This window comes from Paraburkholderia sp. BR10936 (genome assembly GCF_040965735.1).
Lineage (GTDB): Bacteria > Pseudomonadota > Gammaproteobacteria > Burkholderiales > Burkholderiaceae > Paraburkholderia > Paraburkholderia nodosa_A.
Window position 1 is genome coordinate 274104 of sequence record NZ_JBFRCM010000008.1, and the last position, 15566, is coordinate 289669.

The following is a 15566-nucleotide window of genomic DNA, read 5'->3' on the forward strand; positions in this document are numbered from 1 at the left end:
AGTGTCAGCGAAGTTGCAACCGGGCATCGTCGTGGTGCTGTATCGGCCCGACGAAGCGTGTATCGCGCGCGCCAACCGTCTGGCAGACTTTGGCCAGTGCGTCGTGGTCGACAATACCGAGGAGGCGCGCAGCGCCGCCGCACTGGGGCTGAAGCCGGACATTGCGTTTATCCCCAATGGTGCGAATCTCGGCATCGCAACCGCGCTCAATCAGGGCGTGGAGCACGTACGCCGCGCAGGTTGTCGCTTGGTGCTGCTCTTCGATCAGGATAGCGAACCCTCAGAGCAGTTGCTGCGTGAGCTGCCGGCAACGCTGTCGCGCGAGGTCGAAGCGGGGCGCCGTGTTGCGTTGATTGGGCCCGCTTACGAAGATATTCGTCTCGGCGGCATAGCGCCCTTCGTACGCTTCGGGTTTCCCGCTTTGCGCCGTGTCGAAGCCGACGGCGCGCGGCTGATCGACGTGGACTTTCTGATCACCTCGGGATCGTGTATCAATCTCGACGCGTGGCCAGTGATCGGTGCAATGGACGATTCGCTTTTCATCGATTTTGTCGATCTCGAATGGTGCATTCGAGCGCGTGCTGCGGACTATCGCGTCGCGGGTGCGCCGTGGCTACGTCTGGCGCACGAACTAGGTGGAGAGCCGGTGAGCATCATGGGGCGAAGTTACCCCAGCCATTCACCGATTCGGCACTACTACATGTTCAGAAATGCCGTCGCGCTGATGAAGAGGCGGTACGTGCCCTGGAGGTGGAAGGCGAATGAATTGTTGAAGATGCCGTTTCGCCTCGCCATTTATGGCATCTGGCTCAAGCCGCGGCGACGTCATCTCAAAATGGCATTTCTTGGCCTATGGCATGGGTTGAGGGGACGCAGTGGTCCGCTCGATTCCGTGCGGTGAAACAAGCAACGCGAAGCAAACGTGATTTCGCGAGCAATGCAATCCCACGATTACAGCTATGTTCAAACTAATATTTGCAGACTTGAAGCAGAGTGTCGCGTCCTATCGGTTGTGGACGCTGCTAGGCTGGCTCGAAATCCGGCAGCGCTACGCGCGCTCGCGAGTGGGACCGTTTTGGCTGACCATCAGTATGGGCGTCATGATCGGCTCGATCGGCGTGGTGTACGGGTCCCTGTTCGGCCAGAAAATGAGCGACTATCTGCCGTTTCTGGCGATCAGCCTCGTGATGTGGACGATGTTCGCGCAGACGGTGCAGGAAGGCAGCATCGCCTATATCAATAGCGCGACCTACATTCGTCAGGCGGCCACGCCGAAGCTGATCTACGTCTTCCAGGTCATGTGGCGCAACCTCGTCATTCTTGCGCACAACTTCATCATCGTGCTGTTGCTGCTCGTGATCTTTGGCGTGAAGAACTGGGCCGCGTTGTCGATCTTCCTGCCGGCGCTGCTACTTTATCTCGCCAATGCGCTCTGGGTCGCGATGCTGGCCGGTCTGCTCTCGGCGCGTTTCCGCGATCTTCCGCAGATCATTGCGGCACTCATCCAGATCGCCTTCTATGTCACGCCGATCATCTACCGCCCCGATTCGCTGAAGCGGTTTTCCTTCATCGTGGATCTGAATCCGCTTGCCCACCTGATCGAGCTGGTCCGCGCTCCGCTGATCGGGCAGTTCCCGTCGCTCACGACGTGGCTGGTCGCGATCGGCCTTGCCGTGATCGGATGGACGGTTGCGCTGGCAATGACCGGCCGATATCTCAAACGCATTCCGTATTGGGTCTAGGAGAGCACGATGGCATTTATTGAATTGAAAGGTGCGAGTCTGGACCTGCCTATCTACGACGTCCAGGGTCGGTCGCTGAAGAAGCAGGTGCTTCGCATGGGGCGCCGCAACACGATTGCTGAGGACAGCGATGGCGTGGTCGTCGTGAAGGCGCTCGACAACGTCGATCTGCGCTTCGAAGCGGGTGACCGCATCGGCCTGATTGGCAGAAATGGCGCCGGCAAGTCGACGCTGCTTCGTACTATGGCGGGCATTTACTCGCCGACTCGCGGTACGGTCGAGAGCAACGGCAAGATCGTTCCGCTGCTCGATATCAGTCTCGGCATGGACGACAATTCGACCGGCATGCAGAACATTCGTCTGCGGGGTCTCCTGCTCGGCATGACAGATTCGGAGATCAAGGAAAAGACCGAAAGCATCGTCCAGTTTTGTGAGCTGGGCGACTACCTCGATCTGCCGCTGCGCACGTATTCGAGCGGTATGCGGGTTCGTCTCGCGTTCGCTGTGTCGACGGCGGTCGACGCCGAAATTCTCTTGCTGGACGAAGTGATGGGCGTCGGCGACGCATCGTTCATGCACAAGGCGCAGGAGCGCCTGCGTGATCTGCATAGCCGCGCCGAGATCGTGGTGCTGGCTATGCACGCGAATTCGGAGATTCGCCGCGTGTGCAACAAGGCGCTGTGGATGGATGGCGGCCGCGTGCGCGCATTTGGTCCCGTGGAAGAAGTTGTCGCCGCGTACGAGCAGCAGGTCGGCTGAGATGCGCTGGAGTTCGGTGCCAGGTTCCGCATGCCGTGCCTGGCGCGCAGCCCGTCAGGCCGTGCGCTCGCGCGGCGGTGTCCTGCCGGTTGCGCGAGCGGCGATGGCGGTGATTCGCCGGCAAGGTCCGGGTGGTCTGCGCAGCCTTCTCGCGCGGGCCGCTAACACCGACGACTACGGCGCGTGGATTGCCCGGTTCGACACGATCGACGATGCCAGCCGCGCCTTGCTTCGCGAGAAAGTTGCACGGCTCGCGGCTCGTCCGCGTATCTCTATCGTCGTGCCAGTGTTCAACCCGCAGGCCGCACATCTGCGGGAAATGCTTGACTCCGTGCTGGCGCAGATATATCCCGACTGGGAACTGTGCCTCTGTGACGACGCATCCACCGAGCCTCACGTCGCGCAGATTCTTGCGCAATACGCTGCTGCCGATCCTCGCATCAAGACTGTGCGCCGCGCACGCAATGGTCATATTTGCGAGGCCAGCAATGATGCCCTTGCGCTGGCAACGGGCGCGTTCGTCGCACTGCTCGATCACGACGATCGGCTCGCTGAGCACGCGCTTTATATGGTCGCGCAATATCTGCAGCTGCATCCCGACGCAAAGCTGCTCTATAGCGACGAAGACAAGCTGACGCCAGGCGGCGAGCGAATCGAGCCGTATTTCAAGCCAGACTGGGATCCGGTGCTCATGCTCGGCCAGAACATGTTTTCGCACCTCGGTGTGTTCGACACGGCATTGGTGCGTGAGGTCGGCGGTTTCCGCGCGGGCTTCGAAGGCAGTCAGGATCTTGACCTCGTATTGCGTTGCGCAGAAAAAGTGCCTGAAAGCGCAATCGTTCATATTCCCCACGTGCTTTATCACTGGCGCATTAGCGAGCAAAGCACGGCACGTGAGGTGGCCGCCAAGCCTTATGTTCGAGAGGCAGCCAAGCGCGCAGTGAGCGAACATCTGCAAAGAACGGGGCGCGTCGTCGATGTCGACTGGTTGCGCACATCGTCGTCCATGCTGCGAGTGATCTTTTCGGTGCCGGAGCCGGAACCGCTGGTGTCGATCATCATCCCCACGCGCGATAAGCCGGAACTGGTGGCGCAATGCGTCGAGGGTCTGATGCAGCGGACCCGATACGCGAATGTCGAGATCCTGCTTGTCGATAATGGCTCGACCGATGCGCGCGCGCTGGCTTTGCTGACACGATACGCTGCGATGGAAAACTGTCGCGTAATACGCGATGACTCGCCGTTCAACTATTCCGCGCTGAACAACAAGGCGGCGGCACTGGCGCGCGGCAGCATGCTTTGCCTGTTGAACAACGATATCGACGCGCGCGATCCGGAGTGGCTCTCGATCCTGTGCGGCTATGCCTTGCAGCCGGGTGTCGGCGCCGTGGGCGCCGCTCTGTGGTATCCGAACGAACGGCTGCAGCATGGCGGCGTCGTCCTGGCGGGCGATGCGATTGCGGGCCATCTCCATCACATGCTCGGCCGCGACGAAGCCGGTTATTTCGGCCGCGCGCTGCTTGCGCACCGGGTCGCCGCGGTGACCGGCGCATGCCTCGTCGTCAGGAAGGCTTTGTTCGAACAGGTTGGCGGACTTGATGCGGCGAATCTTGGCGTTGCCTACAACGACGTCGATTTTTGCTTGAAGTTAAATGTGGAAGGCTATCGTAACGTCTATGTACCTTACGCCGGCCTTTATCATCACGAGTCTGCATCGCGCGGGACCGACCAGACCGGCGAGCGTGCCGCCCGACTGAACCGGGAGGCATCGTGGATGAGGCAGCGGTGGGGGCGCGATCTTGTATGTGATCCCACGTACAACCCGAATCTGGAAATCGATGGTGGAAGATTCTTCCGATTGTCGCAATCGCCGCGCATAGGCCAGTTCGATTAGCATCTAGTTAGCGGAAATTCAACGAAGGAATCATGAAATTCACCGGCGAACGCTTTGTGCCAGACCAGACAGGCAACATCGAGCTCGAACACGTGCACCGGTATCTTTGTGCCGCGGAGCTATGCGAAGGTAAAGACGTCCTGGATATCGCCTGCGGCGAAGGCTATGGATCGTCCCTGCTTGCCTCCAAGGCGGCTTCTGTGATCGGTGTCGATATCGCACAGGAAGCGATCGACCACGCATCGCGTCATCACTCTGGCGCCAACCTCGAATACCGGGTCGGCCCGGCGGCAAATATACCTGTCGCGGATGCGTCTATTGACGTTGTCGTGAGCTTCGAAACAATCGAGCACCACGATCAGCAGAATGAAATGATGGTCGAGATTCGGCGCGTCTTGCGACCGGGCGGCGTACTCATCATGTCGAGCCCAGATCGCGTGGTCTACTCCGAGTTGTCGGGCTTTAATAATCCGTATCACGTCAAGGAACTCACTCGCGAGGAGTTTCAGGCGTTGCTGCGCGCGTCCTTTAAGCACGTTGCGATGTACGGCCAGCGCGTGGTTTATGCCTCGGCGTTGCTATCAGAGCAGGACGGGCGCATCGAAAGCTTCCGCAAGGCGCCTGGCAGAGTCGAGCGCGGCACGGGGCTCGTCGCACCGATGTATCTTGTCGCCGTGGCGTCCGATGGCGATCTGCCTGTGTTGGCATCCGGTGTCTTCGAAACCGAAATCGGTGAGTCTGATGCCGTAACAGGACTCAAAGCGACGATTGCGGCGCGCGATCACGAGATTTTGGAGTTCCGTGAAGGCCGTACCGCGCTCGAAGCCGCGTTTCAGCAGGTGCGTGCGGCCGAGGAAGAGGCCCGTGCAGCTCACGCGCGCGCCGATGAGACGCGCGTTCGCCTCGAAGAAGCTTTGCAAAGCGCTAATACGCGCATCGAAGAGCAAGCCTCGCAACTGGATAGCGTTAACTCCACCGTCAACACGCTGCGTACCGTGGCTCGTTCACAGCGAACGGAGTTGACGCGATTGCAAACCGAAAAGCAAGAACTCGAAGCCTCGCTCAATCGGATGGGCGCATCGGTTGAGCAGCTCAATGCGTCCGTGCACGCTTATCGCGCGTCGTTCAGCTGGCGCGTTACAGCGCCAGTGCGCATGGCGAGCCGCGTGGCCCAGCGCGGGCGCAATATCGTTCGCGCGCTGTCAAGGTTGATGACCTCGGCGGGTACGCCGGCATTTACGCCTGTCCATGAGATGGAGCCGACGGGGGCTGATGGTTTCGTGTCCACGGGTGCCGATCCTCAAGTTGCCGTCGCGCCGCATTGGACGGGACTGCGTCCGGGTTGGGCCGTGCTCACCGTCGATATGGATTCGACGGAACCGAGCCTGAATCCAGTTCTCTACGCGTTTCACGGTGCGGACGGCGCGCAGGTTGCGTCGTATGCCATGCCTGGATATGGCAAAGGGCGCGAAAAGCGCCTGATCGTGCTGCCTCCGGAAGTGCGTTCGCTGCGTTTCGATCCGACCGATCGCCGCGATGTTTGCTTTCATCTGAGAGACGTTTCCGTTCGTAATGTCGGTAAGTGGGGTCTCGTGCGCGAGGGCTATGCGGCGCTGGCGCCGACGCAACGCGCCGAAGTCTGGCGTGCCTTGTTTGGCGGAAAACTACAACTCGCGAAAACGCTGGTGCGCTCGGGTATTGTCGGCAAATACGACAAGGGGGAATACCGCGCGTGGGTGGAGACGTACGATACGCTCACCCCTGAGGATCTCGTGCGCTTGCGTCAGCTTGGTGAAGAACTGCCGAACAAGCCACTCATTTCTGTTGTGATGCCCGTCTACAACACGCGTCCGAAATATTTGCGCAAGGCACTCGAAAGTGTCATTACGCAAACGTATCCGCATTGGGAACTGTGTATTGCCGACGATGCTTCGCCGAATCCGGAAGTTCGTGCGGTGCTGGAAGAATATATGCGCAAAGATCCGCGAATCCGGGTCGTCTTCCGTGAAAAGAATGGACACATTTCCGCATCGAGCAATTCGGCTCTCGAGATCGTCAAGGGCGAATTTGTTGCGCTGATGGATCACGACGACGCCATCCCGGCCCACGCGCTGTTCATGGTGGCGGACGAGATCAATCGTTACCCTGAGGTCGACCTGATTTATACGGACGAGGACAAGGTCGACGAAAACGACCAGCGTCACGATCCGCACTTTAAGACTGACTGGAATCGCGAGTTGTTCTACTCGCAGAATTTCATTGCGCATCTTGGCGTGTACAGAACGTCGATCGCGCGCCATATCGGTGGCTTCCGCGTGGGCTTCGAAGGTAGTCAAGATTACGATTTTGCGCTGCGCTTCCTCAAGCATACGGATGGCAGTCGTATCCGCCATATTCCGCACGTCCTCTACCATTGGCGCATTTTCCCTGGTGTGACCAGTTTCTCGACGGACAATCCGGATGCCTCTGTCGAGACCGCGCGCCGAGCGCTGGTGGAGTACTTCGCGGAAGTTGAGCCGACTTCGGAAGTAGTGGGGATCGACAGCTTCCCGGGCTGGTGGCGCATCAAGCGTCGACAACCCGCTGAGCTGCCGCGTGTCTCGCTCATTGTGCCGACCCGTGACCGGCTGGGCGTGCTGCGCGCCGCAGTCGATGGATTGATGCGCGAAACGAACTACGAGAACCTCGAAATCATCGTGGTCGACAACGACAGCGAAGAAGCCGAGACGCTCGAATACTTCGAGGAAATCAAACGCGACCCACGCGTGAAGGTGCTGCCTGTCCCGGGCGTATTTAACTTTTCGGGGCTTAATAACGCAGCGGTAGCCGTTGCCACTGGTTCGATCATCGGTTTCATTAACAACGATATCGAGATCATCCATCCCGACTGGCTGCTGGAGATGGTTACGCAACTGAGTCAGCCAAATGTCGGCGCGGTCGGCGCGAAGCTCTATTACTCCAACGACACGATTCAGCACGCTGGCGTGGTGCTCGGTCTATATGGTGTGGCAGCGCACGGACATCGCCATTTTCCGCGCAATACGATCGGCTATTTTGGTCGCCCGATGCTGGTGCAGAACGTGACTGCCGTAACGGCGGCCTGCATGCTGGTCCTCAAGGACGTCTTCGAGCGCATCGGCGGCTACGACGACGTCAATCTGACAGTGGGCTATAACGACGTGGATCTGTGCCTGAAGGTTCGCGAAGCTGGCTACGACATCGTCTACACGCCGTTTGCGGAGTTGTATCACCTTGAATCGATTTCGCGAGGCGCGAACCTTTCGGCTGCACAGATCGAGCGCGATGCTCGAGAGCGTGCATATATGATGTCCCGTTGGGGGAACGTCATAGCTCACGATCCTTTTTATAGCCCGAACCTCACAATTGCTGGCGAGAACTACGGCCTCGCCTTTCCTCCGCGCGCAATGAAGCGCTGGAAGTCGGCTAATATGCAGGTGCGATAGTCATGAAACCAAGTGCAAAGCGTGAATTGAAGCGCATCATCAGACGTGCTGCGCCGGGGATTGCGGATCGCCTGAGCGTGGCTTTGCGTGCGGCGCGTGGTGCCGCAGTGCGCAATGCGGCCAAGTTCGGAAACCTGATGGCGCATATTCAGGAGAACCAGAGCGCGTTCGATGAGCGTGTACTAATCGATGACGCAGATGTCGCGGCCCTTGCCGCCAGATCGTCGATCGTCGTGGTTGGCACCACGCCGTTCGACAACATATCGACTTTTATCGACGAGCTTCGCAGAGAGAAGCTGGACATTGCGGAGATCGTGGTGGTCGACGCGACGGCGGAACAACCTCGTCTCGTAGCGATTCGCGATCACATCGCGGCATGGCGGCGGCGCCTGCCGCTCACGCGCTTCAAGGTAGTGCCGTACTCGCTGCAGGACATTCGCTATGCCCATGCGCTCTCGCTGGGGTGGCATGAAGCGCAGCATGAGAACGTCTGGATTGTGGGTCGCTATGACGTACCTCTCGATGGCTGTTTTACCTATTTGCTCAAGACTCAGCTCGAGCAAAAGGGCAGTGCTGTGATCGTATCGGGGGCGGTCGCGCCGGATGCGAGCTTGCGCTCGATTACCGTCGACCCGAGCCAGTTGTTTGAGCAGGAAGCTGCGATTCTCGAGATAGAGGAGAGCGCCGCTCTGCTTGCTCGCGCGATAGCCGAACGCAAACTTCAGGCGGCAAAATTGCCGTCAAACCAGCCGGCAGGTGTCTTTTCGGAGGGCATTTTCGGTGGACCGCGCACGTCGCTGGCGGACGAAACCGGGCAATTGTTCGATACGAGCCTGCTTAGCAATCTCGCCGTCACCGCTCTCTCGCACAGGCTGAAGGCGGACGGCGTGCCGGTCGTGCGCAGCGGCTATGCGTATTCGCGCTCAATGTTGGCAAAAATCACCGATGGCGGACCGCCTTGGGAGGCCATCTACGATTTGCGTCGGATCGGTGACAATGCCGTTTCCGTGGAGCCGGACAAAAATGAAGCGATAGAAATCGTGTGTCCGTTTCATCGCGGGGACATGATCCTCGCTGTGCAAGTTGCTGCCAGTGTGGCCGCGTCTGGCAAGCGCGTTCGGCTGCATGTTGCCGAGCAACTCGTTCCCTGGGCCAAGGAATTCGGAACGGGCATCCATGTTGAGTCCGTACCCGTTCCGGTTGCAGCTGCGGAGGATACCTATCCCGTGCTGCTCGACGCCTTTCAGTATGTCTCGTTGCGTCGAGACGCAGCGCCGCGTATCGCTCGGTGTCATCCGAGCCGGAGCTTGTCTGAAACCGGGCGCAATCTCGTCGAATATATGCTGGAAGAGGTAGGCCTCCCGCTAGAAACCCGACTGCCCAATCTGCAACCGAGCAGCACCGACGCTCAGCAGCGTCGAGCACGTGAAATTGTCGCTGGTATCGGCGAAGACCTTGTCTTTGTGCATCCGGTCGGTGGGTGGAGTTTGAAATCGATTCCGCCCCACATCATGGCCGGTTTGGCCGAGGAAGTTCATCGCGCAGGGTTCAAGCTTATCCAGATTGGCGGCGCCAGTGACCGACGTGTAGCACATACCGATGGTGCGATTCTCCAAAATCTCATGCCGTCACAGTGGAAAGAGATACTCGCGCTTGGCCGGGCGTTGATTTGCGTCGATTCGTGGACATCGCACTTCGCGGCGATCCTCGACATCCCGCAAATCTGCATGTACGGCTCGACGCACCCGGATCATGTAAGTTCCAAGCGCTGGTTCCGCAGCCAGCTGAGTCCGTGCTTGAATCTCGGACCGATCGTCAATTGTTCACCGTGCAATTCATTGACCTGCGTTGCATATCCCGAGCGTGACTACTGCACGGGTTACACGGTTGATCGGTTTGCGCTGCAGGAATTCTTTTCGACGCTGCCAGCCGTCAGTGCGAGCTAGCGTTGCGTAGGCGATCCCCCGCCGTCGGGGCAAGGATCGCCGTGTCGAGAATGGCTCTCCGTGACGGAAGCGCTGCGTCGTGCCTGGATCGCCGGAAATTCGACGAAACGGTAGGTCAGCGCCGCTATCAGCACCGTGACGCCGACCACGCACGCGCCGAATCCGAGGTAGCTCTCGTGCGGGAGCGACGCGACAGGGACATAGTGATTAACGAGTCGTGAGGCCAAGTAAAGCACCCAATTGTGCAGTAAATAGACGCTATAGCTGAGCAGGCCAAGCAGGCGGGCTGCTTTGTTGCTCAGCAAGCCGATCAAGGTGTTGCCGCCGGCGATGATCAGGAATGGCACGAATAGCAGCGCAGCGCCGCCGGGCGAATAGACCAGCGGTTGCCAGTAGATGACGGAAGCCGTGCAGGCAATAGCTAGCGCCGTGGCAAATGTGTTTTGGCACATCCGGTGAATCGCTGGAGTGCGCACTGCCATCGCAGCCATGCAGCCCGCGACGAAATACCATTCGACCTGGCTCGGCGAGAACAGGGCAATGCACGCGCCCACGCCCAACGCGACCCCCGATGTTCCCCATCGAAAAGCGAGGGCACCGATCAAGGGCAGGACCAAGTAGAACTTCCACTCGTAGATCAAGGACCAGAAGACGGTATTGATCAGCGCGGTTTGGGGGAATCCATTGATCGGCGGTACGCCGGGGAAAGTGAAAAGTAGCCATGAGCCGATTTGCGTCGCGAGGTCATCAAGGGGCACATTGAGCCGGAAATGGGTCAAGGCCATCGCCGTCACGACTACAAGGGCGGCACTGACGAGATACATTGGGACAAGGCGGAGCACGCGGTTCTGAAAGAAGCGGATTGCCTCGAATCGCCCCTTACTCTCCATCACCCGGCCCCAAAAAAGGAACGCCGTGATCATGAAGAACATGGCAACTGAGCCACGGCCGAAAAGCGTCGAAAGCCGGGAAGGCGTCAGTTCCCATCCGCCAGTCAGGTAGAAATGGTGATTGATGTGGATGTGGTGGAGCACGACGCCGATCGCCAGAAAGCCGCGCAGGCCATCGATCGCGTGGTATCGCGATGACTTGACTTCCCGGTCGATTGCTTTCCTGTAGAAGCCAAAGGAGTGGTAGACGATCTGCGCGATGGTGAGCGCGAGGACAATGGCAAAGAGCGAGCCGAGTGCGATTTCAGGTGAAGTCAGAGGCATCTAGGCGAGGCTGTGTAGGTGATCTTTTAGAAACGTTGAAAGCGCGCGGTATCGCTGGGCGTGGCGTTGGCCTATGCAGTAGGCGCCTGCGGCTTCCGGGGTTAACGTGCGTTCTCCCGGCCGATAGCGCAATGCCTCTTCGCGCTGGGGGCGCTGGAGGCATTCTATCGTTAGCGCGCAGCCTTGGGGCGGCAGATCTAGCCGCAGCAGGTTGGAGGCTCGCCTTTCTGGCTAGCGCGGGGGTCTTGCCGATTGCGGTAAGTTCTTACTGAATATTTACGTAATGTTTAAAATGGCGGCAGAATGAGAGGTTTTCTCGCACGCCCGGTGGCTATCCGCAACACGCGCGCCGAATTATTTTTGTAAGGTTCATTGCGTCGGCAACTTGGTTGACGCGGATTCCAAAGATGCAAAATCGCCACGAAGAGATTCTCGATCCCGACTTTTATCGGGCCTTTTACCCGGACCTCGCGAACATGTCGGTCGAAGAAGCAAAGAATCACTATCGCGACCACGGATTCCGCGAGGGACGATATCCAAATGAAACGGCTTACCTAGGCAAGTCGGACGACGCTGCATCCGCTGATCTTGTTTCGCCCATTTCCGACGCATCGGAGCACCCGTCGGACGCCAGTCATGAACCCAGTCATGAACCCAGTCATGAACCCAGTGATCGTCCTGTGAGGCATCACTTGCTGCTGGGCGGAACGGGCAGGGCAGGTACGACGTTTATGGTGCAGTATTTGACGGCATGCGGGCTGGACACGCACAGCTCGCGGCATCCCAATGCGCAACCAGAGGAGCATGCGAATGCCGGGCTCGAAGACCTGCCAATCGGCGATGACGCGAATCTTCCCTATTTGATCAAGACGCCTTGGCTCTTTGAATTTGTCGATCGACTGACCGACCAAGAAGACGTCGTCATCGACGCCGTGATTATCCCGATGCGTGACATCGTCGAAGCCGCTACGAGCCGCGTGATGCTGGAGATGAGGGCTCGTCTAAGCAACGACACACTGGCCGAGGAACACACGCGTTGGGAGACGTGGGGAACGACGCCAGGTGGGCTTGTCTATTCGCTGAATCCCGTCGATCAGGCTCGCATTCTTGCGTTGGGCTTTCATCAGGTCGTTCATACGCTCGTGAAGCACGGCATTCCCATCGTATTCCTCGATTTCCCGCGTTTCATCGAGGACGGGGACTATCTGTACGAGCAATTGAAAGCGGTGCTGGGCGATGGCGTTTCTCGGGAGACCTCCTTGGCTGCGCATCGCGCACTCGCACGTGTCGATCTCGTGCGCGTCGGCGCGGAACTGGACGGGGCTGCAGAAGGCCAGAATCAGGTCGCGGTGCCGATCGGTTTTCCTAGCCATGCGACGATTGATCGGACCACGCTGTTTCGCGAACTTAAGCGTGCGAAAAGCGCGGTCGAGTCGCTAAGAAGCCATAGTCGGGCGCTGGCGGAGGCTCTGCGCCGGGATCGCGATGCGAATATTGCACTGAAGAACGAAATTCTGAATCTCCATGCGATGCTAGACGCAGAACGCAAGGCCGTGGAAACCGTGCAGCATGACCGCGCAAAGGATGCAGAAATTCAGCGCCGCATTGTCAACGATCTGAGTGACCGGCTGGACGCGTCCAACGAGCAACTGGTCATGGTCGAACGATCGTTTGCCTGGCGCGCGGCGGCGGCCGTTCGGCGTCTATTGTGTTGGAAGTGACCGCTGTGAGTAAGACTGAGGGGTGAGAATCTGATCAATCTGATCCACGATCGCGTGCCAAGGGCGGTCGTGGTCCTCAAACTGTCAACGCACAAAAGCGCGCCATTCTCAGTCGATCAGGCTGGAGCTATCAACGTCGAAACGTCCAGTGCTTGTGTCCCAGATAGCTCGTGAATACAGGTACGGCGACGCCGAAAGCATGTGCAACTTCGCGCGCATGCCATTCCAACCGCACGGCCGGGAAAGCGAAGTCAGTCAGCACGATACTGATGCCCCACGTCTGTAGGATGGCGATCAGATTCACGACGAGGAAGAACAAGATCGAACGATGCGTCGACTGTGCGCTGTCCTTGAAAACAAAGATCTTCGCTAGGACGTACGCCACGATCATGCCCGTTATATAGGCGATGACGATCGCGGCGGAGAACGGCATCCAAATGTTATAGAGGATGCGACTACTCCAGTTGACCGCCGCGGCAAATCCTCCCGTCAGCAGAAAGAGCAAAAAGCTGCGAGAGAAAAAGGCAGAGCGCACCGTTTGCGTAACTTCGGTCATACCATCCTCGCCATCTTGCGCGACAATCCGATACTCTCGGAAATGCCGCGATCCTCAGGATAATAGTACGACGTGTCAGCAACGAGCAGGCCTTCCACCGGCAACTGGATCGGCGGCAGCCGATCAAGATAGCCCGGCTCGCAAATTGGCTGCGCGAAACGGTATCGGCTCGCACGCACGTCGATGAAGTCGTCCGGCGTCAGCGCGGGATTGATCTTCATGAGGTAGCGCTTGACCTTGTCGATGAACGCGGAGTCCGGCTCCTGATACTTCGGATGCTCGCCGGGCACGTAGAACGGGACATACACGACATGGTCGTTGAGCGGCCGCAGGTTCGTGTACTCGACGATGCCGGGAATATCCATTTCCGGATCGTTCGTGTTGAGCCAGAAATTCTCGGTTACGCGCTTCTTGAGCTTGGCGATCACACAGACCACCGCAACGTTCTTCTTGCTGCGGAACGCCTCGAGAATGTCCGTTGGCAGGTCGGGCATCACGCGGGGCACGTAAGGCAGCGGGATCGTGCTAATCACCTTGTCGAACGGCTGGAACTCACCCCCTGCTTCGATGCCTTTGACCTTGCCACCTTCGATCACCACTTTCTGCACGGGTACGCCGAGCCGGAACTCACCGCCGTGCGCCTCGATGTAGCTGCGCATTTCGTTCAGGAGCGTGTCCGAACCACCTTCGATATAACCGAGCTTTTCTCGGAACAGGTCGTAGCGCGAACGGCCGATACGCCGAATGCGGCTCCAGATCCACGCAGCCGAAAGGTTGTACGCATAATCATAGAACTTGTAGTCGAACAGGCGCCGCCACAGCACTTCCCACGCCTCTTCGCCGATCCAGCGGCGAATCCAGCTCGTGGCCTCGACATGATCGAGGGGCTTCCAGTCGTTGCGCTTCGTCGAGAGGAAGGCATGGAGTCCATAGCGAAACTTCGCGCTCAGGCTCAGGCCTTTGAACTTGAGCAGCGCCATGGGATTTCCCCAAGGCTGTACGCGGCCCTGGTAGAAGTAACCCATTTTCGTTTCGCACCACTTCATCTTGTCTTCGATGCCAAGTTCGCGCAGCACCTCGAAGAACGCGTGGTCCGAGATCGCGTGGAAATGGTAGTAACGCTCGATCGACAGCCCGCCGAAGTCGAAGCAGGCCGCCATACCGCCCACGCGGTCATCCGCCTCGAAGATGATCGGTTTGCGTCCGTCCTTGACCAGTTGGTAGGCGGCGCCAAGACCCATCGGTCCCGCGCCGAGCACGGCGATGCGTTCTGTACTCATGTGTCTTCAGAATTCCAAGGCGATGTGGCTATAGGTAGGATCGTTGAACGTCTCGTCCATGGCTTTGGCGAACGGCGTGGCGCGAATGCCAAAGATGCCTTCCCAATCGATCACCTCGAACTCGTCGCCAGCGGTTAGGGCCTTGAGCTGATCGGCCGTAAACGGCGGGTTCTTGTCGAACACGGCGTAGATCTTCAGCAGCACATAAAAGAGGCCGTAGGGAATGCGAACGATCGCGCAGCGTGCGCGAGTTGCGCGCTTGATCTGCCGGATGATGTCGATGTAGTCGACGCGTTCCAGTCCGCTAATGTTGAACGCTTGCCCCTTGAGGCGCGAATCGATGCTGCTAATGATGACGTTACAGAAGTCGCCAACGTAGAGCGGCTGCCGCATGTACTTGCCGCTACCCGGGATCGGAAACACAGGTACGCGGTGCATGAAACGAGAGAGCCAGCCGAGATGCTTGCGGTCAAACCAGCCGAACATAAGCGTCGGGCGCAGCACGACGCAGTTGATGCCGGACGCCAATACGATCTCTTCCTGCTCGCGCTTGGTTTGCGTGTACCAGTCGTCGGCGGCCGAGTTCACCACCGAGGAGCTGATGTGTACGGTGTGGGGGATGCGGTATTTCTTGATGACATCGAGCACGTGACGCGTTGCCACGATGTTGTTGCGCACGAACGGGTCGCGGGTCGGTGCGCCGATCTGTGCCTGCAGCATCACCACAACGTCTGCACCTTCGAAATGCCGTGCCCAGTCACCTGGTTCAGCGAGATCGGCGTAGATCGCCGTGACGTCTGGATGCACACTTCGCAGGATCTCGAGGTTCGCCTCGAACTTGTCGAGTACGACGATGTCGGTACAGCCACGTGCCTTGAGCCGGGCGACTAAGTTCTGTCCTACGAGTCCGGCGCCGCCGGGAAGAAGAATGCGGGAGTTTTTCATACGGTTTCACTTGAAGAGCAGCGTGGCACTGAAAGTCGTGTCGGC

Annotated in this window: 11 protein-coding genes; 7 read left to right on the forward strand and 4 right to left on the reverse strand. The window is 58.8% G+C overall.

Features of this window, described 5'->3' with window-relative positions:
- Position 1: 1 nt before the first annotated feature.
- The 6 genes from AB4Y36_RS19190 to AB4Y36_RS19215 are packed head-to-tail and all read left to right on the forward strand — an operon-like array spanning position 2 to position 9805.
- Entirely contained in the window at positions 2-901 is a 900-nt protein-coding gene (locus AB4Y36_RS19190) for a glycosyltransferase family 2 protein (protein WP_368603889.1), read from the forward strand.
- A 58-nt stretch (positions 902-959) separates the two neighbouring features.
- On the forward strand, positions 960-1742 hold the full coding sequence (locus tag AB4Y36_RS19195) for an ABC transporter permease (RefSeq protein WP_368603888.1): 783 nt from the start codon (positions 960-962) through the stop codon (positions 1740-1742).
- Between the two features lie 9 nt (positions 1743-1751).
- Complete coding sequence (locus AB4Y36_RS19200) at positions 1752-2501, forward strand: ABC transporter ATP-binding protein (protein ID WP_368603887.1); 750 nt, start codon at positions 1752-1754, stop codon at positions 2499-2501.
- A 1-nt stretch (position 2502) separates the two neighbouring features.
- Entirely contained in the window at positions 2503-4395 is a 1893-nt protein-coding gene (locus tag AB4Y36_RS19205) for a glycosyltransferase (RefSeq protein ID WP_368683830.1), read from the forward strand.
- A 32-nt stretch (positions 4396-4427) separates the two neighbouring features.
- The gene (locus tag AB4Y36_RS19210) at positions 4428-7859 is read left to right on the forward strand and encodes a glycosyltransferase (protein WP_368683831.1); all 3432 of its coding nucleotides are present in this window, start codon (positions 4428-4430) and stop codon (positions 7857-7859) included.
- Positions 7860-7861: 2 nt separating this feature from the next.
- On the forward strand, positions 7862-9805 hold the full coding sequence (locus AB4Y36_RS19215) for a glycosyltransferase family 9 protein (RefSeq protein WP_368683832.1): 1944 nt from the start codon (positions 7862-7864) through the stop codon (positions 9803-9805).
- Here the strand turns inward: AB4Y36_RS19215 and AB4Y36_RS19220 are convergent.
- Positions 9802-11019, reverse strand: coding sequence for an acyltransferase family protein (locus tag AB4Y36_RS19220; RefSeq protein ID WP_368603883.1), 1218 nt, complete (start codon positions 11017-11019; stop codon positions 9802-9804). The genes AB4Y36_RS19215 and AB4Y36_RS19220 overlap by 4 nt on opposite strands.
- 407 nt (positions 11020-11426) lie before the next feature.
- On the opposite strand from AB4Y36_RS19220, the gene AB4Y36_RS19225 reads away from it, so the two are divergent.
- Entirely contained in the window at positions 11427-12740 is a 1314-nt protein-coding gene (locus AB4Y36_RS19225) for a hypothetical protein (protein WP_368683833.1), read from the forward strand.
- A gap of 130 nt (positions 12741-12870) precedes the next feature.
- Here the strand turns inward: AB4Y36_RS19225 and AB4Y36_RS19230 are convergent, their stop codons facing one another.
- From AB4Y36_RS19230 to AB4Y36_RS19240, 3 genes are read right to left on the reverse strand one after another with little or no spacing between them, the layout of a single operon-like run.
- Positions 12871-13296 (reverse strand): GtrA family protein, encoded by a 426-nt coding sequence (locus AB4Y36_RS19230; protein WP_368683834.1) that lies wholly within the window; start codon positions 13294-13296, stop codon positions 12871-12873.
- Positions 13293-14576: an NAD(P)/FAD-dependent oxidoreductase gene (locus AB4Y36_RS19235; protein WP_368683835.1), complete on the reverse strand. Its 1284-nt coding sequence runs from the start codon at positions 14574-14576 to the stop codon at positions 13293-13295. Before AB4Y36_RS19235 ends, AB4Y36_RS19230 begins: the two co-directional genes overlap by 4 nt.
- A 6-nt stretch (positions 14577-14582) precedes the next feature.
- Complete coding sequence (locus tag AB4Y36_RS19240) at positions 14583-15521, reverse strand: NAD-dependent epimerase/dehydratase family protein (protein ID WP_368603879.1); 939 nt, start codon at positions 15519-15521, stop codon at positions 14583-14585.
- Positions 15522-15566: the final 45 nt, after the last annotated feature.

Bases quoted from the DNA above. Each gene is read 5' to 3' on its own strand.
- AB4Y36_RS19195 (WP_368603888.1), top strand. From the start codon at position 960: ATGTTCAAACTAATATTTGCAGACTTGAAGCAGAGTGTCGCGTCCTAT.
- AB4Y36_RS19200 (WP_368603887.1), top strand. From the start codon at position 1,752: ATGGCATTTATTGAATTGAAAGGTGCGAGTCTGGACCTGCCTATCTAC.
- AB4Y36_RS19205 (WP_368683830.1), top strand. From the start codon at position 2,503: ATGCGCTGGAGTTCGGTGCCAGGTTCCGCATGCCGTGCCTGGCGCGCA.
- AB4Y36_RS19210 (WP_368683831.1), top strand. From the start codon at position 4,428: ATGAAATTCACCGGCGAACGCTTTGTGCCAGACCAGACAGGCAACATC.
- AB4Y36_RS19215 (WP_368683832.1), top strand. From the start codon at position 7,862: ATGAAACCAAGTGCAAAGCGTGAATTGAAGCGCATCATCAGACGTGCT.
- AB4Y36_RS19220 (WP_368603883.1), bottom strand. From the start codon at position 11,019: ATGCCTCTGACTTCACCTGAAATCGCACTCGGCTCGCTCTTTGCCATT.
- AB4Y36_RS19225 (WP_368683833.1), top strand. From the start codon at position 11,427: ATGCAAAATCGCCACGAAGAGATTCTCGATCCCGACTTTTATCGGGCC.
- AB4Y36_RS19230 (WP_368683834.1), bottom strand. From the start codon at position 13,296: ATGACCGAAGTTACGCAAACGGTGCGCTCTGCCTTTTTCTCTCGCAGC.
- AB4Y36_RS19235 (WP_368683835.1), bottom strand. From the start codon at position 14,576: ATGAGTACAGAACGCATCGCCGTGCTCGGCGCGGGACCGATGGGTCTT.
- AB4Y36_RS19240 (WP_368603879.1), bottom strand. From the start codon at position 15,521: ATGAAAAACTCCCGCATTCTTCTTCCCGGCGGCGCCGGACTCGTAGGA.